19 protein-coding genes are annotated in these 22,027 nt (G+C 60.3%); 4 read left to right on the forward strand and 15 right to left on the reverse strand.

Going from position 1 to position 22,027, the window contains the following annotated elements:
* Positions 1 to 6: 6 nt before the first annotated feature.
* The 3 genes from PQQ86_RS37970 to PQQ86_RS37980 all read right to left on the reverse strand — a co-directional run bounded on the left by PQQ86_RS37970 (position 7) and on the right by PQQ86_RS37980 (position 3,545).
* Positions 7 to 756 carry a 2-keto-4-pentenoate hydratase gene (locus tag PQQ86_RS37970; protein ID WP_408279177.1) on the reverse strand — a complete coding sequence of 250 codons (750 nt, stop codon included), beginning with the start codon at positions 754 to 756 and terminating at the stop codon, positions 7 to 9.
* Positions 757 to 795: 39 nt separating this feature from the next.
* Positions 796 to 2,082: an MFS transporter gene (locus PQQ86_RS37975; protein WP_408279178.1), complete on the reverse strand. Its 1,287-nt coding sequence runs from the start codon at positions 2,080 to 2,082 to the stop codon at positions 796 to 798.
* Positions 2,083 to 2,324: 242 nt separating this feature from the next.
* A complete protein-coding gene (locus tag PQQ86_RS37980; protein WP_408279180.1) occupies positions 2,325 to 3,545 on the reverse strand; it encodes a pyridoxal-phosphate-dependent aminotransferase family protein in 1,221 nt (406 codons plus the stop codon).
* Between the two features lie 162 nt (positions 3,546 to 3,707).
* Here PQQ86_RS37980 and PQQ86_RS37985 point away from each other — a divergent pair, with 162 nt between their 5' ends.
* On the forward strand, positions 3,708 to 4,433 hold the full coding sequence (locus tag PQQ86_RS37985; RefSeq protein ID WP_408279181.1) for a GntR family transcriptional regulator: 726 nt from the start codon (positions 3,708 to 3,710) through the stop codon (positions 4,431 to 4,433).
* Positions 4,434 to 4,882: 449 nt separating this feature from the next.
* On the opposite strand, the gene PQQ86_RS37990 is transcribed toward PQQ86_RS37985, so the two are convergent.
* Together PQQ86_RS37990 and PQQ86_RS37995 are read right to left on the reverse strand one after the other, a co-directional pair.
* Positions 4,883 to 5,383, reverse strand: a complete 501-nt coding sequence (locus PQQ86_RS37990) for a hypothetical protein (protein WP_408279183.1) — start codon at positions 5,381 to 5,383, stop codon at positions 4,883 to 4,885.
* Positions 5,380 to 7,845 (reverse strand): DUF6531 domain-containing protein, encoded by a 2,466-nt coding sequence (locus PQQ86_RS37995; protein ID WP_408279185.1) that lies wholly within the window; start codon positions 7,843 to 7,845, stop codon positions 5,380 to 5,382. Before PQQ86_RS37995 ends, PQQ86_RS37990 begins: the two co-directional genes overlap by 4 nt.
* 418 nt (positions 7,846 to 8,263) lie before the next feature.
* On the opposite strand from PQQ86_RS37995, the gene PQQ86_RS38000 reads away from it, so the two are divergent.
* The gene (locus PQQ86_RS38000; RefSeq protein WP_408279187.1) at positions 8,264 to 9,850 is read left to right on the forward strand and encodes a Na+/H+ antiporter; all 1,587 of its coding nucleotides are present in this window, start codon (positions 8,264 to 8,266) and stop codon (positions 9,848 to 9,850) included.
* 54 nt (positions 9,851 to 9,904) lie between these two features.
* Here the strand turns inward: PQQ86_RS38000 and PQQ86_RS38005 are convergent, their stop codons facing one another.
* A complete protein-coding gene (locus PQQ86_RS38005) occupies positions 9,905 to 10,198 on the reverse strand; it encodes a hypothetical protein (protein ID WP_097394929.1) in 294 nt (97 codons plus the stop codon).
* Between the two features lie 266 nt (positions 10,199 to 10,464).
* A complete protein-coding gene (locus PQQ86_RS38010; protein WP_408279189.1) occupies positions 10,465 to 11,103 on the reverse strand; it encodes an HD domain-containing protein in 639 nt (212 codons plus the stop codon).
* Between the two features lie 252 nt (positions 11,104 to 11,355).
* On the opposite strand from PQQ86_RS38010, the gene PQQ86_RS38015 reads away from it, so the two are divergent.
* Together PQQ86_RS38015 and PQQ86_RS38020 are read left to right on the forward strand one after the other, a co-directional pair.
* The gene (locus PQQ86_RS38015; RefSeq protein ID WP_408279191.1) at positions 11,356 to 12,318 is read left to right on the forward strand and encodes a GlxA family transcriptional regulator; all 963 of its coding nucleotides are present in this window, start codon (positions 11,356 to 11,358) and stop codon (positions 12,316 to 12,318) included.
* Between the two features lie 168 nt (positions 12,319 to 12,486).
* Complete coding sequence (locus PQQ86_RS38020; protein WP_408279193.1) at positions 12,487 to 13,245, forward strand: SDR family oxidoreductase; 759 nt, start codon at positions 12,487 to 12,489, stop codon at positions 13,243 to 13,245.
* 54 nt (positions 13,246 to 13,299) lie between these two features.
* Here the strand turns inward: PQQ86_RS38020 and PQQ86_RS38025 are convergent, their stop codons facing one another.
* From PQQ86_RS38025 to PQQ86_RS38060, 8 genes are all read right to left on the reverse strand, one after another.
* The gene (locus tag PQQ86_RS38025) at positions 13,300 to 14,046 is read right to left on the reverse strand and encodes a winged helix-turn-helix domain-containing protein (protein WP_408279194.1); all 747 of its coding nucleotides are present in this window, start codon (positions 14,044 to 14,046) and stop codon (positions 13,300 to 13,302) included.
* Positions 14,047 to 14,693: 647 nt separating this feature from the next.
* Positions 14,694 to 15,863, reverse strand: a complete 1,170-nt coding sequence (locus tag PQQ86_RS38030; RefSeq protein ID WP_408279197.1) for a porin — start codon at positions 15,861 to 15,863, stop codon at positions 14,694 to 14,696.
* A 147-nt stretch (positions 15,864 to 16,010) separates the two neighbouring features.
* Complete coding sequence (locus PQQ86_RS38035) at positions 16,011 to 16,859, reverse strand: class II glutamine amidotransferase (protein WP_408279200.1); 849 nt, start codon at positions 16,857 to 16,859, stop codon at positions 16,011 to 16,013.
* A 117-nt stretch (positions 16,860 to 16,976) separates the two neighbouring features.
* The gene (locus PQQ86_RS38040; RefSeq protein ID WP_028196001.1) at positions 16,977 to 17,342 is read right to left on the reverse strand and encodes a response regulator; all 366 of its coding nucleotides are present in this window, start codon (positions 17,340 to 17,342) and stop codon (positions 16,977 to 16,979) included.
* 20 nt (positions 17,343 to 17,362) lie between these two features.
* Positions 17,363 to 17,902, reverse strand: a complete 540-nt coding sequence (locus tag PQQ86_RS38045; RefSeq protein ID WP_408279202.1) for a hypothetical protein — start codon at positions 17,900 to 17,902, stop codon at positions 17,363 to 17,365.
* Positions 17,899 to 18,633, reverse strand: a complete 735-nt coding sequence (locus PQQ86_RS38050; RefSeq protein ID WP_408279204.1) for a methyl-accepting chemotaxis protein — start codon at positions 18,631 to 18,633, stop codon at positions 17,899 to 17,901. Before PQQ86_RS38050 ends, PQQ86_RS38045 begins: the two co-directional genes overlap by 4 nt.
* A 55-nt stretch (positions 18,634 to 18,688) precedes the next feature.
* Positions 18,689 to 21,079 (reverse strand): HAMP domain-containing protein, encoded by a 2,391-nt coding sequence (locus PQQ86_RS38055; RefSeq protein ID WP_408279206.1) that lies wholly within the window; start codon positions 21,077 to 21,079, stop codon positions 18,689 to 18,691.
* A gap of 215 nt (positions 21,080 to 21,294) precedes the next feature.
* Positions 21,295 to 21,990 carry a DNA alkylation repair protein gene (locus PQQ86_RS38060; protein WP_408279208.1) on the reverse strand — a complete coding sequence of 232 codons (696 nt, stop codon included), beginning with the start codon at positions 21,988 to 21,990 and terminating at the stop codon, positions 21,295 to 21,297.
* Positions 21,991 to 22,027 lie beyond the last annotated feature (37 nt).

Consider the following 22,027-nt stretch of genomic DNA (forward strand, 5'->3'; position numbering starts at 1 on the left):
AGCGGGCTAGTACAGCGTCAGGCTGATCGGCGCGAGCCCTTCAACACGCCCGCTCGCTGTGCCCGCGCTCTGCGGGAAAAACATGCCGGTGTACGAACCGGTGGTGACGACCATCTCCGGTGTGACCGCAATACCGCGCGACGTGGCGTGATTGACGAGCCATGTCAGCAGGCGCCGCGGATCACCGGCAGGATTGGCGGGCGTCGTCGCTACCACGTCACGCCCTTCAAAGCTGAAATGCAGCGACGGCGTCACAAATGGAAAGTCCTCGCGATACGGCGTAAATTCGCCGACGATCAGCACGCCGTGATTCTGCAAATCCGCGAGTTGGGAGAGCTTGTCAACCTTGGGCCAGTCAGCGTAACGGCTCGCCACGATCTCGATGGTCGCGCCGATCGAGCCGATACCTGCGTGCACGTCGGCTTCGCTATAGGGCGTTGTCGACGGCTCGAAGCGGCGACCGAAGCGGAATGCGATCTCCAGTTCGAGTCCCAGCGGGGCGAAGGCTTCACGCGGCAACCGTGCGCCGTCGGCATGCAGATCGTTTGCCGGCAACGGTGCGCCCTGGATCGGGCCGCTGTCGGACTTCGCACCGATCTTCCAGCCGCCGATCGGCGCGTCCAGTAGGCGCAGGGTCTCGTGCTGGATCGCGTAGGCGGCAGCGCTGTCGGCGGGCGCTTGCTCCGACGGCAGCGTATCGAGCATCAGGTGATTGCGGCGCGCGTCGGCGAGACGTTGAGTCAGTAATGTTGTCATTGCTTTAAAGGCGAAGAGAGGGAACCGTGCGGAGTCTGCTTACGCACCCACGCCGGTCGTAGCGTGCGCTTCATCGGCCGCGTTAAGCTCGAACTTGCTTTCCGGCTGCATGCGGAACGCGAGCACCACGCCGATCGCCATCAACAGCATGCTGCCGACGAACGGCAACTCCCAGCTGCCGAAGTAGTCGATCAGAAATCCGCCGACCACCGGCGAGATGATCGCGGCCAATGCCGAGCCGGTGTTCATCATGCCGCTCGCGGTGCCCGAGTATTCCGGCGCGATGTCCATCGGAATCGCCCACATCGGGCCGATCGTCATTTCGGCGAAGAAGAAGCCTGAGGCGAGACACGCCATCGACAGATACAGGCTGTGCGTGAACATCAGCGGAATGAGGGAGAGCAGACAGAACAGCATGCACACCGATACCATCCAGCTCCGGGCACGCCTCAGGCTGCGGGTCCGCGTGAAGATCCAGTCGGTTACGATGCCGCCGAGCGTGTCGCCGAGTACGCCGGCAAAGAACACGACCGATGCGAAGATCGCCGACTTTTGCAGTTGCAGGTGATAGCTGTGCAGGAAGTACTGCGGAATCCAGCTGAGGAACAGCCACAAGGTCCAGCCGTAGCAGAAGTACACGATCGTGACCGGCCACATGCGGCGAAACAGTTTGCCCCACGGCACGCCGGCCGCTTTCGGCTTCGGCGCGGGCAGGACTTCGAGTTCTTCGCTCGTGATACGCGGATGATCTTTCGGATGTTCGGTGAACGTGAACGACCATACCGCGACCCACAGCAAGCTGAACACGCCGCAGATATAGAACGATTCGCGCCAGCCCCAGGTAGCCATCACCAGCACGATCAACCCTGGCGCAACCGCATTACCGATACGCGATGCTGCGTGGGTGATACCTTGCGCAAAGCCGCGCTTTTCTTTCGCGACCCAGCGCGCCATTGCAGAGGTAGCAGCGGGAAACGTGGCGCCTTCGCCGAAACCGAGCAACACGCGTGCAGCCAGCAATGAAACCAGGCCACCGGCGAGGCCGGTCAGCAAAGTCGCGACGCCCCAGATAGCGCCGCAGAAAATCAGCGTGCGTTTCGCGCCGAAGCGGTCACTGACCCAGCCACCGATGATCTGGAAAATCAGATACGGATAAGCGAAGGCAGAGAACACGAGGCCCACTTCCGTATGGGAGAGGCCGAACTCCTTGCCGAAACCTGCGGCCGCGGTGCTGACGTTGACGCGGTCCAGGTAAGTGATGAAGTACATGATGCATAGCATCACTAGAACGATACTGGTCGCACTGCTCACACGAAACCGCTTCATCGTCTCTCTCCATTGCAGTCTATCGGCAGCGCGCCTGGAATGGCGCGCTGCTTCGTCGCCCGTCAGCGACTTACGCTGCGGGAACATCGCATCTTGTTCAGGGGCCGCGTTCTACGCGCGGCTTCTTGAGGGAAGTGCTCCCCGCCTTCCTTTGCTGCGAGATGCCTGTTACTTGCTGCCTGCTGCGCAGATGCGCTGGCGCACCGATGCGGCGAGCACCGATGCGCGTGGCACCCCGTCGCTTAAGCCGCCGCTTTCAGCCCCGCGGCCTTGGTCGGCTGGCTCAACCACTCCATAGCGGCAGGCAAGCCACTTTCCTTGAGCGGCACACCCGCAAGCCGCAGGCCCATTTCGCAACCGGCCAGCGTCGCCAGCAGCATCAGGTCGTTGCAGTCGCCAAGGTGGCCGATGCGGAACATGCGGCCTTTCATCTTGCCGAGGCCCGTACCAAGCGACATGTCGAAGCGTTCGTAGATGAGCTTGCGCACGGCGTCGGCATCGATGCCTTCGGGCATCATCACGCCGGTGAGCACCGGGCTATACACAGCGGGATCCGCGCACTGAATCTCCAGACCCCACGCGCGGACCGCGCGGCGAGTGGCTTCGGCGAGACGCTCGTGACGGGCGAACACGTTGTCGAGCCCTTCGCCGAGGATCATCTCCAGCGCCTCGTGAAGCCCATACAGCAGGTTCGTATTCGGCGTGTACGGCCAGTAGCCGGTCTTGTTCATCTCGACGATGTCGGTCCAGTCCCAGAAGCTGCGCGGCAGCTTGGCCTGCTTGCTGGCGGCCAATGCCTTGGGCGAGATCGCGTTGAAGCTGATGCCAGGCGGCAGCATCAAACCCTTTTGCGAGCCCGACACGGTGACGTCGACGCCCCATTCGTCATGGCGGTAGTCGGCGCAGGCGAGGCCCGAAATCGTATCGACCAGCAGCAGCGCCGGGTGACCGGCGGCGTCGATTGCGCGGCGCACGGCGGCGATGTCCGAGGTGACGCCCGTGGAAGTTTCGTTATGCACGACGCACACCGCCTTGATCGTGTGTTGCGTGTCGGCACGCAGACGCTCTTCGATCATGTCCGGCTGAACCCCGCGCCGCCAGCCTTCAATACCAGGCAGGCCGAGGAACTCCGGCTTCAGCCCGAGGCTTTCCGCCATCTTTTTCCACAGCGTCGCGAAGTGACCGGTTTCGAACATCAGCACGCTGTCGCCGGGGCTCAGCGTGTTCGACAGCGCCGCTTCCCACGCGCCGGTGCCGGAGGCCGGATAGATCACCACCGGCTGCTGCGTCTTGAAAATTTTCTTGATGCCTTCGAGCACCTTCAGACCGAGTTCGCCGAACTCGGGGCCGCGGTGATCGATGGTCGGGTAGCTCATCGCACGGAGAATGCGATCGGGCACCGGGCTCGGACCCGGGATCTGTAGAAAGTGGCGGCCAGCGGGATGAAAGTCTAGCTTGAGCATTGGGCTCCTCCGATTGAATTTTGCATGCAAAAAACTATATCAGATGATCCGCGATGATCCCAAGGCGAAAATTGGCCTCTGACACCGGTGTTTACCCGTGCTATTAACTAATCTGCATGCTTCCGATAAAATCACGCGTAACACAGTGTTGAGGGCTTTTGTATGCAAAATTCGAATTTCGATGCGGGTGTGGCCGCTTCTCCGCTGATGCCGAGGGTTGAACGTCAGCGTTTGCACGACACGGTGGTGGAGCACATCCGCCGCTTTATCGTCGAGGGGGTGCTCGAGCCGGGCAAGAAACTGAACGAGCGCGAGTTGTGCGAGACGCTTGGGATTTCACGCACGCCGCTGCGGGAAGCGCTGAAGGTATTGGCTGCGGAAGGGCTGATCGAGATTTCGCCGAATCGCGGTGCGTCGGTGTCGAAGATGTCGGAAGCGGAGTTGCGCGAGACCTTCGAACTGATGAGTGGTCTTGAAGCTTTTTCCGGCGAACTGGCGGCGGAGCGGATGACGGCTGCAGAGCTCGCCGAGATCAAGGCATTGCATTACGCGATGCTGGCTTGCCGGACGCAGAACGACCTGGCCGGGTATTACAGCCGCAATCAGGCGATTCACGACAAGATCAATGAGGCGGCGAGGAATTCAGCACTGCGGCAGACTTATGTCGCTGTTAATCGACGCCTGCAGGCGTTGCGGTTCCGGTCGAATTTTCAGATCCCCAAGTGGGATAGCGCGATTCATGATCATGATGAAATGTTGAAGGCGCTCGAGGCACGGGATGGGAAGAAGTTGAGCGCGATTCTTCGGCAGCACTTGCTGGACAAGCGGGATGCAGTTTTGCAGGTGCAGTCGAGGGAAGATGTGGCGGCTTCGGTGTTGAAGGCTTAAGGAGTCTTTTGCCTTCGGCGACGACATGAGTTGCGCGCTTGCGGCGTTGGGCTTCTTCTGTTTTCCAACGTCGTAGGCACACAGAACCGTGGCGCCGCGCGCAAAAAACTTGTCCCCATAAAATGTTGGCAAGCCTGTGGACAACCGCCGCACATCCCAGCCAAGTAGCTGAAGCAGCGGGAATATCCAGTCCCGGTTGATGAGTAAGCATCACTCATCACCTCGCCGCCGGCCACGAAAAAAGCTGGAATAGCGAACCCGCCGTCGCAGGCGGGACACCCCGCCCCCAGTTGTCCACATAATTTGTGATCAAGGCTGTGGATAACACGCCCACAACCGTGCCAAGGCATTGATGCAAATGCATTCTGCCGACTCGATGCATCCGTCAGCCTGCCTGGCAACCGGCTGAAGCCGCCCTCTATCTGGAGTAAACCGTCTGGCGCTGAAGCCTAGTCTGGATTCTCGTAGAACGCGAAAGACTCCTTGGCGAACGTCATCACGTCAGGCGGACCTGTCAGGACACCAGTGCCTCCATCCCATGCCCGATCGGCATACATGAACCATTCGCCCGAAATCGGCAAGACGACATACCGCTCTGAATAGAAGCCAATCGCGTCGGCCGGACTATCTCCGGGGTCCATCATCAGTATGTCGATAAAGTCGTCATCGCTGTGGTGCGCCGTAACAATGAATCCCGGATACTTGCCAAAATGGAAATGAAAGTAGCTGAACGGATCAGGGTTCAAAACGATCACAGCAAATTCACCCGCTCCCTTCAAGTTCGCGACGTCTCGAATAAAGCTCTGAAAAACCTGCGTGCCAATGTTTGAAGAATCAAAGTGAAGCAAGTCCGAAGCCGGAATCGTTGCAAGTGTTCGCACGCACTCACACGCGCGCTGCCAAAGCGACGTGAAGATTTCGCGGTCGTGGATGAAATCAATATTTGTCATTGGCCACCCAAGCGGATTTTTACCGTTGCCCCTTTCGAGCCGGCAGGAAAATAGTCTGCCGTAGGCTGGCCCTGATTTGACTGATCCCGGACACCATAGCGGTTCCCATCCTTTGTGAAGATATCCATCTTGCCATCCTTGCTGAGCGACTGTGTCCAGCCATCATTACGTAAGTTCGCCTCGAATTCGGCCTTGCCCACGTCAGTCTCAATGTTACGGACGCTGTCGCCTACTGTAATGTCCTTGTACTCAGACTTGATCCGCCCCGGCGGAATCCCATCAATCTCCGTCTCCGCGGCAGGTTTGCACATCTCCTTGATGCGCTCCCAGTTTTCTGCGGCCTTCCTCGCACCCTGACCAATACCGTATCTGACCGCCGGGTTTTGGATGAGTCGCCAGACAAAATAAATACCCCGCGCGGCGCCGTCAATCAACCCCACAGAAAAATGGCAGCTACTGCACACAGTCGACGTAGCAAGAAGAGAATCACCAAGAAGCTGACGTGCGCCCTGGAAATTGGCCGGCGGTCCTACCGGCGAATCGCCATAGTTGTAGTTGTCAATCCACTGGTTAATTTCTTCACTGCTGATTGGAATGTCAGTACCGTCGTTCAGGTCAAGCAGACTGCCATTCTTTGCGACCGTGCCTGTAAGTGACACGACCTGGCCGTCCGGTGAATACCCGAACCTGACCTTGAATACTCGCCGGATACCGCCATTCGCCGGACTCGCATACTCCTGGAACTTGAAGAGATCGATACGTCCACGCCGGTCGTAACGCAGGGCAAAGTCACCGGTCGGGTTATAGCCATACTCAATACGGTGCGCGGCGTCGCGCGAAATTGCTTCGCTGGCAACGTTCTCTTCTATCGGGTAGATTGAGAACACGTTTCCCGTAGCATCGCGAGTGACTTGCCACCGCCCCACCACTTTCCCATCAGCCATTTGCTGAACAAACGCAAGCCGATTGGTCGCGTCGTATGTCATCCCGTACGCCATCGTTACGCCGTCGCTCTTCGGCGCATCAAAGCCGCTTGCGCCGGTCGCGTCACGGGTCGGAGTCTCACCGATCCCCGTCGTATTGCCGCGTGCGTCGTAGACGAACGACTGGATCAAATTCGGCGATGCAATCATCGACGGCCGCAAACTGGTTGCATCGGCGTAGCGGATCGTGGAGATCGATGTGCCTGACGCATTTTTTACTGCCGCCCGAACCGGCCGACCAGTGTCGTCGTAGTTGTACTCAGTAGTGCCGCCGCTTGCGTCTACGTCTTTCAAGAGATTGCCAGACGCATCCCACGTCGAACTGCTGTTGCCCGCAGCGGAGGTAGTCCCGGTAGGTCGCAGTAGCCCGCCAACCGACGACATACTCAGCGTGGTCGCACCTTTGCTACCGGTGATAACGGTCGAGCCAGTGTTGTAGGCGAACTGCACGTTCTGTGTGGCATTAGGATGGCTAACCCCCACTGCACGTCCCTGGGCGTCATAGCTCCACGTCGCAACGCGGTTGCCCGCCTCGTCGATTTCGCCCGTCAGCGCATTCTTGAAGCGGGTGTCGTCGTAGACATAGAGGCGCGCATAGCCATCAGGCCAGGTAACCGAAACAAGATTGCCATTCGCGTCATACCCGTACTGCGTCATGCGACCCAAAGGGTCGTTCAGGCGTGATAGACGGTTCTTGTCGTCATAGTCGAGGCGAAGCGTGATGTCATTGTTCGCATCCGTGCCTGCTGCATGCTGCGTGATCGTGGTCAGCAACCCTGAGCCGTCATAGGTCAGCGTTCGGATAAATCCTGTCTTCAGGCTCTCCGAAAGCAGCACGCCTTGGGCCGAATACGATTCAACGGTATCGGTCTTGAGATCGGTCAGTGTCCATCCGGAGTCGTTCTGTGCGAGCGCCAGGCCGGTAAAGCCCGCCGTACGCCAAGTGCCCGCTGACCAGTGGAATGTGACAGGTTCACTGTTCTCGCGATACGCAAGCACTTTGGACGAGCTACCGCTATTAGCGCTCGCGAGCCCCAGGTTGCGTTGCCAGCGATGGAACCAGACCGGTCCCATCGCCGTGGCGGAAGTACCTAGTGACCTGGATCGGTAGGTCCGCGTGAACAGCATCGGAATGTCGTCGCCACTGACAAAGTCTGCCTCAGTCAAGGTGACAGCACCATTTCCCGGGTACACGGGATCAGCGACGGGACAACTCGCTTCTGGTTCTTCCGTAGTTGGTGTCGCGCACCACGCGTCGATAAGCGGCAAACTAACGCAGTTGTAGTACTGCATGCCGCCTGGTACGCCGGCGTACGCATCCCACCGGCAGGTGGGCGAGCCCGGTTTTGCGCCGGTTGCGGTCCACACCGCGTTGCAATCAGCCGCGTTGGCGCCAAACGCGACCATAAGCAACATGAATGCGGCCAGCAGGCGGGCCTCCATGCCTGCTGGATTACCAGTAACTCTGTTGTTTTTCATAGTCTTCCTTATTAGTTGTACTTGGTTGAAGCCTAAGCACCCTATAAGGAGCATTCCACCTCCACTATCCGACAATTCCTAAAATTACGATCTCACTGCATATTCACAAATATGCATTCATTGGAGTTCACAACAGTTCGTAGGACACCACGCAAGCGCCTGTCAGTCATCAACACTTGCCAACAGCAATAACAGGAGTAGCGGACGCGCATGGGGAATTGCGGGAGAGCGCGCTCAGACGACCGCTAGCCGACGCACTAAAGTTATCCCCAGTTTTTGTTCGCAAGGCTGTGGACAACCTGCGCACAGTCGACTCAAGTACTTGATGCGATAGGTGTATCGTCCGTCTGCTCAACCGCAGGCAACAACCGTACTCTGTGATAAAAAGTAATCCCCAGCCACCCGCCGAGGCTCCCGCATGTCCTCCGTCATGGGCTTCAAACTCGTCCTGCTGTCGCTCGGCGCGATGATCGGTCTCCAACTGCTCGCCAAGCGGCTACGACTCCCACCGGCCGCGGCGCTTCTGGTCGGCGGCGCCGCAATGGCCTTCGTGCCTGGACTCCCTCGCATCAACCTCGATCCCGAACTGGTCCTGGTCGTGTTCCTGCCGCCGCTCCTCATGGACGGTGCGTACTTCTCCGTATGGGACGAATTCAAGCGCAATCTCGGCGGCATCCTGCTGCTCGCGATCGGCGCCGTCGCCTTCACGACCCTCGCGGTCGGTCTGGTCGTGCATTGGGTCGTGCCGGCCCTACCGTGGAGCGCGTGCTTCGCGCTGGGCGCGGTCGTCTCGCCGCCCGACGCCATCGCCGCGAAGGCCGTACTGGAACGCGTCGCGCTGCCGCGCCAGTTGATGGTGCTCCTCGAAGGCGAAAGCCTGCTCAACGACGCCGCCGGCATCGTGCTGTTCCGCTTCGCCGTCGCGGCCGCGCTGACCGGCACGTTCAGCGCTCCACACGCGATCGGGCAGTTTGCGGTGCTCGGCCTGGGTGGCGTGGCGGTGGGCATCGCGATCGGCTTCGTGGTCGTCAAGCTGCTGCGCTACCTCGACGACGCCTACCTCATCATCACCGCATCCGCACTCTCCCCGTGGATCAGCTACATCGCAGGCGACATGCTGGACGTCTCGGGCGTCATCGCGACCGTCAGTTGCGGGATGGTGCTTGGCTGGCATCAGCATGAAGTTTTCTCTGCCTCGGTGCGCATGCGCGGCACGGCTTTCTGGCAAGTCCTGATCTTCCTGATGGAGGCGCTCGTGTTCCTTCTGATCGGACTGTCGCTGCGCGGTGTGATCGTGCGGCTGGGCGGCGTCGGCGAAGCGTTGACCGCGTTTGCACCCGCTGTCGGCGCAGTGATCGCAGCCGTCGTGCTGTCACGCTTCGTGTGGGTGTTCGCCGTCGAATGGTTGAAGGGATTCGTGTGCAAGCTGATGCGGCGCGCAAACATTGCGCTCGACTGGCGCTCGTCAGCGGTGACAAGTTGGGCCGGCATGCGTGGCGTGGTGACGCTGGCGATCGCGCTCTCGTTGCCCGAGGCGATGCCGGGGCGGGATCTGATTCTGGTCGCGTCGTTCGCGGTGATTCTCGTGACCGTGCTCGGGCAAGGGACCACGATCGGCGCGCTGATTCGCTGGGTCAAACTGGATAGCGTGAAAGAGCGCAACGAGCAGCATTTGACCGAGCCTCAGGCGTGGGCGAGGCTCGAAGCGGCTCAATTTGCCGCGATCCAACCGCTTGTGCACGACGCCCAGGGACAAGTGATTCATCCGCGCCTGCTGGAGCAATATAGCTATCGAGCGCAGATGACGGAAACCTACCAGCATGTGACGGAATATCCCGCCGATGTTCGCGCCGCACATTACGACGTTGTGCTCGCCGCCGTGGCGGCCGGTCGCAGCGAGTTGTTGCGGATGCATCGGTCAGGGATGATTCATGATGAACTGCTAACCGAACTGGAGCGGGATCTCGATTTGCAGGAGATCGCCGCGTTGCACGGCAGAGGATGACCGGGCCGCGTCTGACGTGAGTCGACACGCGAACCGGTCGAACTGCGGTGAGCGTCAATGGCCTTTGAAAATATCCAGCAGCTGATTTTGCATTTGCATCATTTCATGCGCATGCTTCATCTCCATCTGCGCCATCGTGTCCTGATACTCCATTTCCATCTGCATCATTTTCTGCTCGATACCGATGGCCTGAGTACGCTGTTCAGGTGTCAGCTTGTCCATCATCATGCCGTAGTTCGGCGGCATCAGATACGTGCCGGCGCGCCCTATTCCCTGTGCCTGTACGGAGCCCGCTAAAAGCGCGAGTGGCAACAGGCTACACATCATTACAGCTCGAATCGATTTCATGTCATCTCCAGTCTCAAGTGAGTAGCCGGGTTTCAAAATCGGCTACATAGGCGACGTTCAAACGCTCAGACAGACAGGCCGCGGTCGATCCGCTGCACATGACGAGTCTGGGAATGCAACACCCGGCGCTGGCCGCTGCACACGATCGACCGGGTGTTTCATGGGTTTAGTCGCAAACGCTTACTGGAAATGACATGCTGGACGAAAATTGTGCCGACGATATTTCTTCTGTGCGGCTGTCACTTTCGCCGCGGCACGCCGACTAATTAATCCTTCCAGGCCGACCCCAGAATCATCGTGCAGAAATTCTCCCGATGGTAATGCGGGTCTTTGAGCGCCAGCACGTCTGCCTTTACGTTGCCGAAGGTCGTCTCCGGCTTGTGGATCGTGCCGTGCGCGAAGGCGTCGATGATGCCTTCCTTGAAATGTGCGCCGCGCGGGTGGGCATGGATCACCTCATGGCGCTGGCGGTCGGTGAATTCGTCATAGGCGAGGCCCAGCACATCCATCTCCACACCCGCCGTCACCAGTGCGACCACCGGCTTCATATATTGCGGAATCCCAGGCGTGGTGTGCAGCGCAATCGAATTCCACACCTGCTCGATATCGTCTTCACCGATGCCGTGGCGCTGCAGAAAGTCACGCGCCGCGTTCGCGCCGTCCACCTCGAAGCGATCATGCTCGCTGCTATACGGCGCGACGAGTCCCATGTCGTGAAACATCGCGCCGATGTACAGCAACTCGGAGTCGTACTTGAGTTGCTTGCGCGCGCCGGCGAGCGAGCCGAACAGGAACACGCGCCGCGAATGGTGATAGAGCAACTCGGTTTCGGTGTCGCGCACGAGCTGCGTGGCTTCGCGTGCCATCATGCTGTCGGGAATCTGAATGCCTGCGATCGTGGTCATGTGAAGTGCTCCATGAAGACTTGAATGAACCGGACGCGCAGTCTTTGTGAGTCGATAGCGCGTTTGGTATGCTGGTCCGCGATGCTTTCTCTGACTGCTTATTTGACCCGTCGAGCAGCGCGTCCGATGAAGCTCAGTATTGGTCAGCACGCTGTCGCGGGCAATCGTCGCGGACCGTTGAACACTGCCAAACGCACCGCGATGACTGCCGCGGGCAGCGGATTCCCATCCATCGTCAAAGGAGGTCGTTCAATGCCCACCGTCGCGATCGCGATCTTTCCCGGCGTGCAGGCGCTCGACGTCGCCGGTCCGGTCGATGTGTTCTCCGAAGCCAATCGCTTCATCGCGCCGCAGGATCGCTATGAGGTCACACTGCTCAGCGCGGAGCCGGGTCCACTGCGTGCCTCGAACAGCATGACGCTCGTCGCCGATGCCACGTTCGACCAGGCACGCCGACCATTTGACCTTGCGTTGGTTGCCGGCGGCCCTGCGCTGCCGGGAGATGCCACGCCCGACACGCGTTTACTGGAATGGTTGTCGCAAGTCGCTACACAATGCGAACGTTTCGGCTCGATCTGCACCGGCGCGTTCGCACTCGGCCACGCGGGGCTGCTCGATGCACGCAACGTCACGACGCACTGGCAGCACGCGGCGCAACTCGCCGAGCAGTTTCCGCGAGCCCATGTCGATCTCGACCGGATCTATCTGCGTGACGGCAACCTGGTCACGTCAGCGGGCGTCACGGCGGGCATCGATCTATCGCTTGCGTTGGTCGCCGAACATCACGGGCCGCATACGGCGCTCGCCGTCGCCAAACGGCTGGTGGTGTTTGCACAGCGGCAAGGCGGTCAATCGCAGTTCAGCCCGTACCTGATCGCACCCGCCGACGACACCTCGCCGGTCGCCAAAGTGCAGGCGCACGTCATGGAACGGATTCGCGAAAGCTTCACGGTCAAGCAACTGGCGGACGTCGCCGGAATGAGCGCACGGAATTTCGCCCGGGTGTTCGTGCAGGAAACCAAGGTGACGCCGCACGAATTCGTCGAGCGCGCTCGCGTGGATGCGGCGCGCAAGTTCCTCGAAAGCAGCGATGCCGCGCTCAAGGCGATTGCCTATGACTGCGGCTTCGGCACCGCAGACCGGATGCGCATTGTCTTCACGAAGCGAATCGGCGTCACGCCGATGCAATATCGCGAGCGCTTTCGCTCTGCCTGAGGGAAATGGAATGGAGACGTGAAGAGGAGATGACGGCGGTATAGACGCCAGGCTCGAGAGCGGTTAGCGCGCCCTCGGAATGCGGCTTGAAGACCGGCGCCGCTGCAAGCATCAGACATAGCGTGAGAAAATGACGGTCTTCTCAAGCGACCGATCACAAGGAACGACATGTCTCCCTCTTCTCCGATCCGTGCGATCGTTACCGGCCACACTCGCGGCCTCGGCGCATCCCTTGCTGAACAACTGCTGACGCGCGGTGTCGCGGTACTCGGTTTGTCCCGCTCGCGTCACGCCACACTCAAAGAGCATTTCCCCGCGCTGCTCGACGAAATCGAGCTCGAGCTTGCGGATCCCACGCGCGTCGCGCAGTGGGTCGCAACCGATGCACTGCGCAGCTTCGTCAGCGGCGCGCAGAGCGTACTGTTGATCAACAACGCAGGCATGGTCCAACCGATCGGTCCGATCGAAGGCCAGAACGCCACCCACATCGCGACCGCCGTGAGCCTGAACGTAGCCACGCCGCTGATGCTGGCAAGCGCGCTCGCCGCGGCCAGCATCGACGCGACCGACCGGCGCATCATGCATATTTCCAGCGGCGCGGCGCGCAATGCGTATCCAGGCTGGAGCATCTACTGCGCAACCAAGGCCGCGCTCGATCATCACGCACGCGCCGTTACGCTCGACGCTAATCGCGCGCTGCGTATCTGCAGCCTCGCGCCGGGCGTTATCGATACGAATATGCAGGCGGAAATTCGCAGCAGCGGCGAGGAACAGTTTCCGATGCGCGAAAAATTCGAAGACCTCAAGCGCAATGGTCAGCTTTCGACGCCCGAACAATGCGCCACCCAGCTGCTCGACTACGCCTTCAGCGATGCATTCGGGCAAACGCCGGTGGCCGACATTCGCGAGGTTGCGAAGCAGGCCTGATACGCGAGCTTCACGCTCCCGTAAAACCTCACCTTTCGACTGAAACGTCGAGACTCACACGCCGGGCGCGACCATCGCGCCGCGCTCGGCCGCTCCAATCTCGCCGTGCGGCACGAACACATAGCCGCGTCCCCACACCGTCTGCACATAGCGCGGCTCGGAAGGATCGATCTCAATCAGACGCCGCAGCCGCCAGATCGATACATCGAGACTCCGCCCTTGATGCAGCACGCTATTGCCGCGTAGTTTCTCGTTGAGTTGCACACGCGTGAGCACGGTCATCGCGTGATTGACGAAGATTTTCAGCAACGCGAACTCGGAGCTGCGCAGCGCGAAATGCTCGTTGTCGCGGCGCAATTCGCGTGCGGAGAAGTTCAGCTCGCAACGCCCGAAGCGGTACGGCGGCCGTGTTTCCGGCGCGCCTGGCGCGAGCGCGCCACGCCGGCGCAGCAGCACGCGGATACGGGCGAGCAATTCGGCAGGGTCGGCGGGCTTGCTCATGAAATCGTCGGCGCCGAGCTCGAGACCGATCACGCGATCGATCGCCTTGCTGCTCGCCGACAGCAAAATCACCGGCACGTCGTTGCCGCTCATGCGCAAGTCGCGCAATACGGCAAGGCCGTCGCCGTGCGGCGTTGAGACGTCGAGCACCAGCAACGCCGGCCGTTCCGTCTCCACCACGTGCTTCAGTCCGGCGCAATGCGGACGTGCGGACACGCCGCAGCCCTGCCCGCGTAAAGATTCGCCCACTACTGCCGTTAAGCCGGCATCGGCGCCAACAAAGAGAATGTGCTGACTCATCCAACTGATTCCAGGAGACGATCGGTTTTCAGAGACAGGCGATGGCTTGCAGGAATAGCAATCCGCTGACCGCTTGTCGTCCGCGTCGCCATCTTCCCTGTATGCCGCCATTCTCAAAACGCGGAACAGCCCCCAAGGTTGGCAATTTCTTCCCAACTCTTTCAACGCAGAACGTGATATGGGAAGGCTCGCAAAGTCACCCTGCGACGCGCGCATCAGCTCCCGAAAAATCTCACCTTTGGTACGGAGCGAGTGGGCCCAGGCGTGAAGTGCACATCCGAGTGCTCCCGAAAACGCTCACCTTTCGAGCTTGGGGGCAGGCCGCAAAGGCATGCTGGGCGGGCCACCGATGGTTCGGAACCGGCTACTCCCGCAAACCCTCACCTTTGGAAGGGGTCGAGTAATCTGCATACCCAGGTAAGAGGCGATGTGTGTCAGGCACTCGCGTTCCGCACCGGTGGCGGATCTGCTCAGAAAATGCTGGCGGGAGTCGTCGACGGAATAGCTGGATGGTGAGGCCGGGTGATGAGGTACGGCTCACGTGTGCGCTGACGCATCACGCTCCCGAATATTCTCACCTTTGAGTTTTGTGGGAACATTCGGAACGCCGGCCGCCATCAAGGCAGCCGGCTCATTCAACCAGGCAATCAGAACTTGTGACGAATCCCCACCACCGCCACTTCCTGGCTGTTGGTCCCTGAATTCACGCCGTAATCACCGATCGATGCCTGGGCGCTCACCACCTTGCCGCTCGCGTTCAAGGTATTACCGCTTGCCTTCTGGTAGCCCGCCAGTGCGTAAAGTTCGGTGCGCTTCGACAACGCGAAGTCCGCACCGAGGTTGACCTGGTTGTAGTGTGCCGAACTCGGGCCCGTCAACGACGTGTAGTTATAGCCGACGCCCGTACGCAACGCCGGGGTGATCTGATAGTTGAAGAACACCGAGCCGTTGTTGAACTTGGCCGTGCTGCTGAAAGCGGAGAACGCATCGTTCGCGTACTGCGTGTTCGAGTAGGCCGCGCCGATCGTCGCCGCACCGATCACATACTGTCCACCAACCCGCACGATCTGAATCGACTTCGCCGTTGCAAAGCCGGCGTTGATGACGGTGTTGAACAGCGAATCGGAACTGCTGGTCCACGTCCGCACATTCGCAGTCGTCGTGGTGTTGCCGCCGTTCGCGTAGAAGTAACCCGCGCCGAGCGACAACGGCCCGTTTGCATAGGCCGCGCCGAAGCTATACGTCTGGCCGCTGCCGGTCGCACCCGCAACACCACCCACGCCGTACAGTGCCTCGACCTGGAAGCCTGCAAACAGAGGGCTCACGTACTTGACCGAGTTGCCCACGCGCAGGCTGTTGTCGTAGTTGTCCAGATCGCCGGGCGTGCCGAATACGCCGCCGAAGTAGTTGTCTTCCGTGAGGCCTTGAACCAGATCGACCACCGGGTCGTATTGACGTCCGAGGGTGACCGTTCCCCACGTGCCGCTCGACAAGCCGACCACCGCCTTGCGGCCGAATTCGCGGCTGCCCTGCCCAAGCGCGCCCGTACCGATGTTGAAACCATTCTCGAGTTGGAACACAGCAGCGAGGCCACCGCCCAGGTCTTCGGTACCCTTGAGGCCCCAACGGCTGCCAGACAGGTTGCCACTGCTGAACTTCACGAGCGTCGACTGATTCTGACCGCTCGCGTTTTGTGCGTTGTGAACATAGGCGATACCGGCATCGACAATGCCGTAAAGCGTGACACTGCTCTGTGCCTGAGCGCCGGCAGCAAGCAAAAGACCTGCGGGCAATGCGAGGAGAGAAAGACGTTTCATTTTTGGAGTTCCCGTATCAATGTTGTATTTGTTTAAATCTGGCGAAACGATACGAGAGGAATTTGTGTCGGCAAACTAACGAATTCTTCGATGGATATGAAAGTGCCGGTAGCGTGGGCGCTTCTAAGGCCACGCGTTGGCTTGAAGTCACGCCGGAATGGCGGACAGTTCGGAAGGTGCGTATTTCGCGGTGGCGAGGACTTCGGCGGGAACGGGTACATGCGCGCGCCGCAATAGTGCGCCGCTGCGGAACATCAGCAGATCGCCCGGTTCGCAGGTGGTCCAGACTTCATCGGTGAGTGGGGTGGTGGCGATCACTGCCGTGCGATCCGCCGGCGTGCCACGCTCGGCGAAATCAACTGAGAGGTCGCCATCAACGAGACGCGCGCTCGAAAACGGCCAGTGACGTATCACGTACGATAGGCGCGTCGAGCAGTACGCGAATTGTGCCGTGCCATTCGAAAGCACGAAGTTAAAAATGCCATACGGGTTCAGTGCGTGCGTCGCCTGCTCGATGACGTCGAAGACGGCGTCGATGTCATCCGTGTCTGCATGATTGGCGAAATGCGTGTAGAGGCGATTCATGATGAAGCAGAACGCCGCTTCGCTGTCGGTCGTGCCGACTGGTGCATATGGACCTTGCTCCGGTTCACCAAGCGGTTGCAGGTCGCCGTTATGCGCGAACACCCATTGCTGGCCGCGTAACTCGCGCATGAACGGGTGGCAGTTCTCCACGCGCGCGCCGCCTTGAGTCGCCTTGCGAACATGCGCGACGACATTGCGCGACTTGATCGGATGGCACTTCAGAAATTCGGCCACCGGCGACTGATACGCGGGCTTTTCATCGACGAACACGCGGCAAGCGCGGTCCTCGTAGAACGCCACCCCCCAGCCGTCCACATGATGGTCGGTGAGGCCGCCGCGTGCAGCAAAACCCGTCAGCGAGAAACTGACGTCGGTGGGTTCGGCGCAGCTGAGGGCGAGCAGTTGGCACATGTCCGCAGACTAGCGTGTTTCAACCGCCGCCGTTATAGCGAATCATGCTTTGCAAATCATCGGCGCGCGGGCTCCCGAAAACCCTCACCTTTGGCCGGCCCGCCGTGCGTGCGGCGTCTAGCTCGCCAGCTTGCGGAACGTTTCCAGCACCGCGTCGCCCTTGAACGGCTTGACGATCCAGCCTTTCACGCCCGCCGCCTTACCGCGCTCTTTCATCGCCGGGCTGCTCTCGGTTGTCAGCATGATGACGTTGACTGTCGTGTTCGCGAGTTCGCCGCGAATCTTTTCGACCATCGTCAGGCCGTCCATATTCGGCATGTTGACGTCGCTGATCACCAGCTTGATGCCCGGGCTGGCCTTCAGTTTCGCGAGGCCGTCCTTGCCGTCCACCGCCGTGTCGACGTCCAGGCCGTTCTTCTTCAGAAAGCCGGCCACTTCGTCGCGCACGGTGCTCGAATCATCTACCACCAGAATTTTCGACATGTTTTTTCCTGTGACAACACTCAAAACAACTCCAGCTCGCCGCTGGATTCTTCGATTGCGCTCGTGTCGGCCACGAAGTCGATCGGCGCATGGGCGCACACACATACCGTCGCGGCAAGCTGCACGGAACCGTTGAGCGTGACCGAATACGACGACAGCAAACCCGGCTTCAATGCCGGCAAATGCCCGAGACAACGCGCGCTCAATACATAAGGCGTCGACATGCCGAGGTCCGGGAAATAACGCTGCAGTTCCTGATTCATCGCGCCGCAACACAGATTGCAGATTTCCAGAAAAGCTTCCTGAAACGGCCGCTCGTCGGCTTCTTTCAGGTAGTAGCTGCGGGTGCTGTCGTTTTCGTCGAAGTGCAAGATCAGCAGCAGTCTGAACACAATCGACGAGATGGTCAGCACGACCACCTGGGTGTCCTTCGTTGCGCCCGCGCCGGCCTCGGCGAGCGGCGCGATCTCGCACGTGTCGCCGGAATCCCTCGGCAAGCGCGCCTCTGCCGCCTTGCGGAAAATGCGTTCGAAGCTGTCCTTCGCCTGGCTCGTGATCACGCCGGCACCTGGTGCAGTTTCGAGTGGAATTGATTGGCAAGCGATTCGACACTAGAGAGCGACGCCGCGATCATCTTGCCGCCCGCCTGGATGTCCTGGAACGTGGAGGTGGTGGTCAGATCGTTGCGGTGCAGGCTGTCGCGATAGCTCTTCGACAACTCCTCAGAACGCGCGGCGAGCGCCCGGACCTCGCTCGCCACCACCGCGAAGCCGCGTCCCGCCGGACCCGCGCGCGCGGCCTCGATCGACGCATTCAGCGACACGATCACCACATGCCGGACGATCGACGACAGCTCCTGATTCTTCGCGTGCATGTCGTGGTTCTGCGTCATCAGCGAGATCATCTGCTCGTGCCAACGTTCGAATGTCGCACCGAGGCTCTTCAGACGCGCGGCTTCGTCTGCGATCTGTTGCGCCTGATGTGCCCACAGATCCTTCTCGTCAGTCGCTGCTTTCAACGTTGCGCGCAGCTCGTCGACGCTGGCCGATTGCTGCCTCAGCTCCTCGCGCAACTTTGCGGCCAAGGCTTCCATCTCCTGCGCGGCCTGTTCGCGCACGCGGATCGCTTCGCCGTGGTCCGCCTGCGCCGCCAACAGCGCTCTGATCCGGACATCGGCTTCGGCGGAGAGCCGTGCCGTCAGCTTCGTGCTTTGCAACTTGTGCGCGACAAAGGCCAGCAGCGCGGTTACCGCGCTGCCTGCCACCGCCGCCAATACGTACTGTTGAATCACAACCTATCCTTCCGAAGTCCGTCGCGAAGCGCGTCAATCAGCGTTCGACCAACATTCAATCCGCCATCGCGTCGAGTTGCAGTTCACCGGCATCGCCGCGCGCTGCCACACCTAGCGTGTCGACCGCGAAGCTATCCGGCAGGCAGACGATCGTCTGGAACTGACGGAACGAAGCGCCCTTATGATCGTCGGTGAAGCGCAGTTCGATGCGACCGTTCTCGCGCTTGAGGAAGTCGCGCACCGCGTCCATGCCAACGCCGCGGCCCGACACTTCCGTCACCGTTGCGGCGGTCGAGAAGCCCGGACGGAAAATGAATTCGGCGATGGCTTCGTCGCTCAAGTGTTCGTCGCTGCCGGTCCAGCCGCGCTCGACGGCAATGCCGCGAATCCGTTCGAGTGCGAGGCCGCGGCCGTCGTCGCTGAGCGTGATCTGCAGCGCGCCGCTGTCCACGCCTACGTCGATATCGATGGTGCCGGCGAGCTTCTTGCCGTGTGCGCTGCGCGCCTCGGCGGTTTCGATGCCGTGGTCCATCGAATTGCGCAGCAGATGCATGAACACGTTGTTTAACGTACCGCTCGCCTGGCCGCGCAGACGGTAGCCGTTGTCGTCGATGCGCACGGCCGGCGCCGGCTTGCCCAGTTCCTGTGCCAACGAAGGCAGCGAGTCCAGCACGCCGGACAGCGCATCGTGCACGCTTTCGCTGCCCAAGGCGCGCAAGGTCTGGCGCATCGCATCGCGCATCGACTGCAATTCGTGGAGTTCGCCGGCGTTCGTCTTGTCCAGCATGCTCAGAGTCTGCTGAATCTGGTCCTTCTCGACCATCACGTAGCGGCCCGCATTGCCGGCGTTGTTCGCGCCGGTTTTAGCCTTGCGGCCGAGGCTATGCTCGTTGATCTTCGCGTAGCTCTCGATCGCTTCGCGCACGCGCGTCAGTTCCTGCATCAGGTGTTCCTGGTCCCACGAGCGGTCCGCGTCCGGTTGGCGCAGTTCGTGATAGCTCTGCTCGGTTTCATGGACGACGTTAGTCAGGTGCGCCAGGTTATAGGTCCGCGCATTGCCCTTGATGGTGTGCATGTTGCGGAACAGCTCGGCGATCGCCGCATGGTCCGCCGCCGAATGCTTGCGAATAATGCGCTCGTTCTCGCTGACGAAACCCGCGGAGCTTTCGATGAAGTGATGGAACTTCTCTTCGCTCACGGCGAGAATCTCGCCGATCATGTCGAGACGGCGGCGCTGTTCGCTGGCTTCCGCAGCGAGCTTGCGCAATTCGGTAACGTCGCGCACGCACAGCATCAAACGCACGACAACGTCGTTTTCGTCGGTGATCGCCGACCAGCTGAGGTCAAGAATCTTCATGCGGCCATCGGGCATGCGCTTCGAAATTTCACCGACCAGCAGATGCTGATTGAACGCGAAGTTGATGCAATCTTCGCCGAGGCATGCATGCGTGGCTGCATCGACTTGCGAGAGCACATCCGAGCCGAGATCGGTATCCGAGAACACCAGATCCATCAGACCGCGCCCGGCGATGTCTTTCGTTTCGAAGATGTCTTCCAGATACGCCGAGTACTCCGAGTGGATCACGGCGCCGTCGACCACCGTCAAGATACCTTGCTGCATGTTCTGCAACATCGCCTGGATGTCGGCGGTTTTCTGCTTGAGTTGCGCCGAGCTTTCCTGGATCTTTTCGATCATGCCGTTGAAGGCGACTATCGAATGGCCGATCTCATCCAGCCGGCCCACCGGCACGCGGCGCGTGAAATCCTGGCTCGACGCGATCTCGCTCATCATGGCCTGCATGCGGCTGAGCGGGCGGGTGATCTGACGGTAGAGCAGCGTGCCGATGAAAGTCAGCAGAATGATCGCAATACCGGTCACGATGGCGATGGCCGTCGTGGTAGTGGAAAGCGTGACGTTCAGTGTGGTGATCGCATCGTCTTTCTGGCGGTTCTTCTCAACACGCAGAGTTTCGACAATGCCTTCGAGTTCGTCGCGATACTGTGCGACGTTGGCGAACAAATACGCTTGCGCGAGTTCGTTCTTGCCGTCGGCCTTCATTTTCGCCGTCTCAGCGATCGCAGAGAAATAGTTCCCGAGACTGTCGTTAGCCTGGGAAACAAGGCCTTGCTGGGCATGGCTCGCGGCATCTTTGCCTTGCAGCGCGAGCGCCTGTTGCAACGAGGTCTTTTTCTTCTTCAGTTCGTCTTGTGCCTGGGCGACCATGTTGGCGTCCGGCGCGTAGACCAAGGTCATGGTCGCGAGCTGTACGTCTTTGACTTGGGAGACGAGGTCAGCGGAAGCCAGCGCACTGGGGACGACGCCCTCGGTCACCTTGCGCACTTCGCCTGCGCTGCCGCGCGTTTGGTACACGGCGTAGCCACCGATTGCCGACAAGGCGACGAACATCAAGACAACCAATAGCGTGATGCGATGACGGATAGTCATGTGAACCCCCCGGGGGTATGGCCTTCGCGTCCGCCCTCGATCGGGGCAGCGCGTTATTTGCTAATTTGAGTCAAGCTTGCAGCGCTGCCGAGTATTGCTGGCGCATGTTACCAAGCGATGACTACAGAGCGTTTGGCCACGCCAAAGGGATTAAATATTCTTCTAAAGTTTTTCGTTTCGACGCCGTAAACAGCTGCTGCTTTGTGCTCAACGTGTCAGCGGATCGGCGGCAGGTGCTTCGACGCCTCACGCAGCGTGAGCGGTGACAGGATGTCGCGCGCGGTCATCAGGAAACCGCTGACCGCGTGAGGCGCATGCCACGCATAGTCCCGCAAGGCCCAGCCGATTGCCTTGCGGATAAAGAAGTCCGGCTCCGCGGCGAGCGAGCGCGCATAACCGAACAAACGCGTCTCATCCGTATCGTCACGCCAGCCGAGTTGGTGAATCATCGCGATACGGCGAACCCACAACGATTCGTGCTCGAGCGCCGCGTCCATGCATGCCTGCGCGTGCGGCGTCTGCCCGCGAGCCGACTTCAGAATGTCGCCAACCACGCCTGCCAGTGGATCGATCGAATCCCACCACGCGCTGCGCTGAGCGATTGTCAGCAGATGCTCGATGTCCGCGATCGCCAGCATCTTCCACTTGCGTGCCAGCAGATCGGTAGCAGCGTATTGATATTCGCGCTGCGGCATCGCCCATAAGACGTGTGCACACGCGAGCAGATGTTCGGCGTTTTCTACAGGCAGCCGCTTGAAGATCGGCAATATCGCTTTGCGCCGCAGTGGCGTCGGCACCCCAATGTATTCGAACTGGTCGCGCATGTAGGCGCGCATCGCGACGGCACGCCCGGCATCCGCGTGCGGAGCCAGCGCTGCCTTGATTTCTTCACGGAAAGCGTCAGGCGTCATTGGGGAAGTGCTCCATATGAATGGAAAGTAACGCGCG

Source organism: Paraburkholderia sediminicola (assembly GCF_046026675.1).
GTDB classification, from domain to species: Bacteria; Pseudomonadota; Gammaproteobacteria; order Burkholderiales; family Burkholderiaceae; genus Paraburkholderia; species Paraburkholderia sediminicola_F.

Bases quoted from the DNA above. Each gene is read 5' to 3' on its own strand.
- PQQ86_RS38020 (WP_408279193.1), top strand. From the start codon at position 12,487: ATGTCTCCCTCTTCTCCGATCCGTGCGATCGTTACCGGCCACACTCGC.
- PQQ86_RS38015 (WP_408279191.1), top strand. From the start codon at position 11,356: ATGCCCACCGTCGCGATCGCGATCTTTCCCGGCGTGCAGGCGCTCGAC.
- PQQ86_RS37990 (WP_408279183.1), bottom strand. From the start codon at position 5,383: ATGACAAATATTGATTTCATCCACGACCGCGAAATCTTCACGTCGCTT.
- PQQ86_RS38005 (WP_097394929.1), bottom strand. From the start codon at position 10,198: ATGAAATCGATTCGAGCTGTAATGATGTGTAGCCTGTTGCCACTCGCG.
- PQQ86_RS38025 (WP_408279194.1), bottom strand. From the start codon at position 14,046: ATGAGTCAGCACATTCTCTTTGTTGGCGCCGATGCCGGCTTAACGGCA.
- PQQ86_RS37975 (WP_408279178.1), bottom strand. From the start codon at position 2,082: ATGAAGCGGTTTCGTGTGAGCAGTGCGACCAGTATCGTTCTAGTGATG.
- PQQ86_RS37985 (WP_408279181.1), top strand. From the start codon at position 3,708: ATGCAAAATTCGAATTTCGATGCGGGTGTGGCCGCTTCTCCGCTGATG.
- PQQ86_RS37995 (WP_408279185.1), bottom strand. From the start codon at position 7,845: ATGAAAAACAACAGAGTTACTGGTAATCCAGCAGGCATGGAGGCCCGC.
- PQQ86_RS38010 (WP_408279189.1), bottom strand. From the start codon at position 11,103: ATGACCACGATCGCAGGCATTCAGATTCCCGACAGCATGATGGCACGC.
- PQQ86_RS38060 (WP_408279208.1), bottom strand. From the start codon at position 21,990: ATGACGCCTGACGCTTTCCGTGAAGAAATCAAGGCAGCGCTGGCTCCG.
- PQQ86_RS38055 (WP_408279206.1), bottom strand. From the start codon at position 21,079: ATGACTATCCGTCATCGCATCACGCTATTGGTTGTCTTGATGTTCGTC.
- PQQ86_RS38035 (WP_408279200.1), bottom strand. From the start codon at position 16,859: ATGTGCCAACTGCTCGCCCTCAGCTGCGCCGAACCCACCGACGTCAGT.
- PQQ86_RS37970 (WP_408279177.1), bottom strand. From the start codon at position 756: ATGACAACATTACTGACTCAACGTCTCGCCGACGCGCGCCGCAATCAC.
- PQQ86_RS37980 (WP_408279180.1), bottom strand. From the start codon at position 3,545: ATGCTCAAGCTAGACTTTCATCCCGCTGGCCGCCACTTTCTACAGATC.
- PQQ86_RS38040 (WP_028196001.1), bottom strand. From the start codon at position 17,342: ATGTCGAAAATTCTGGTGGTAGATGATTCGAGCACCGTGCGCGACGAA.
- PQQ86_RS38000 (WP_408279187.1), top strand. From the start codon at position 8,264: ATGTCCTCCGTCATGGGCTTCAAACTCGTCCTGCTGTCGCTCGGCGCG.
- PQQ86_RS38030 (WP_408279197.1), bottom strand. From the start codon at position 15,863: ATGAAACGTCTTTCTCTCCTCGCATTGCCCGCAGGTCTTTTGCTTGCT.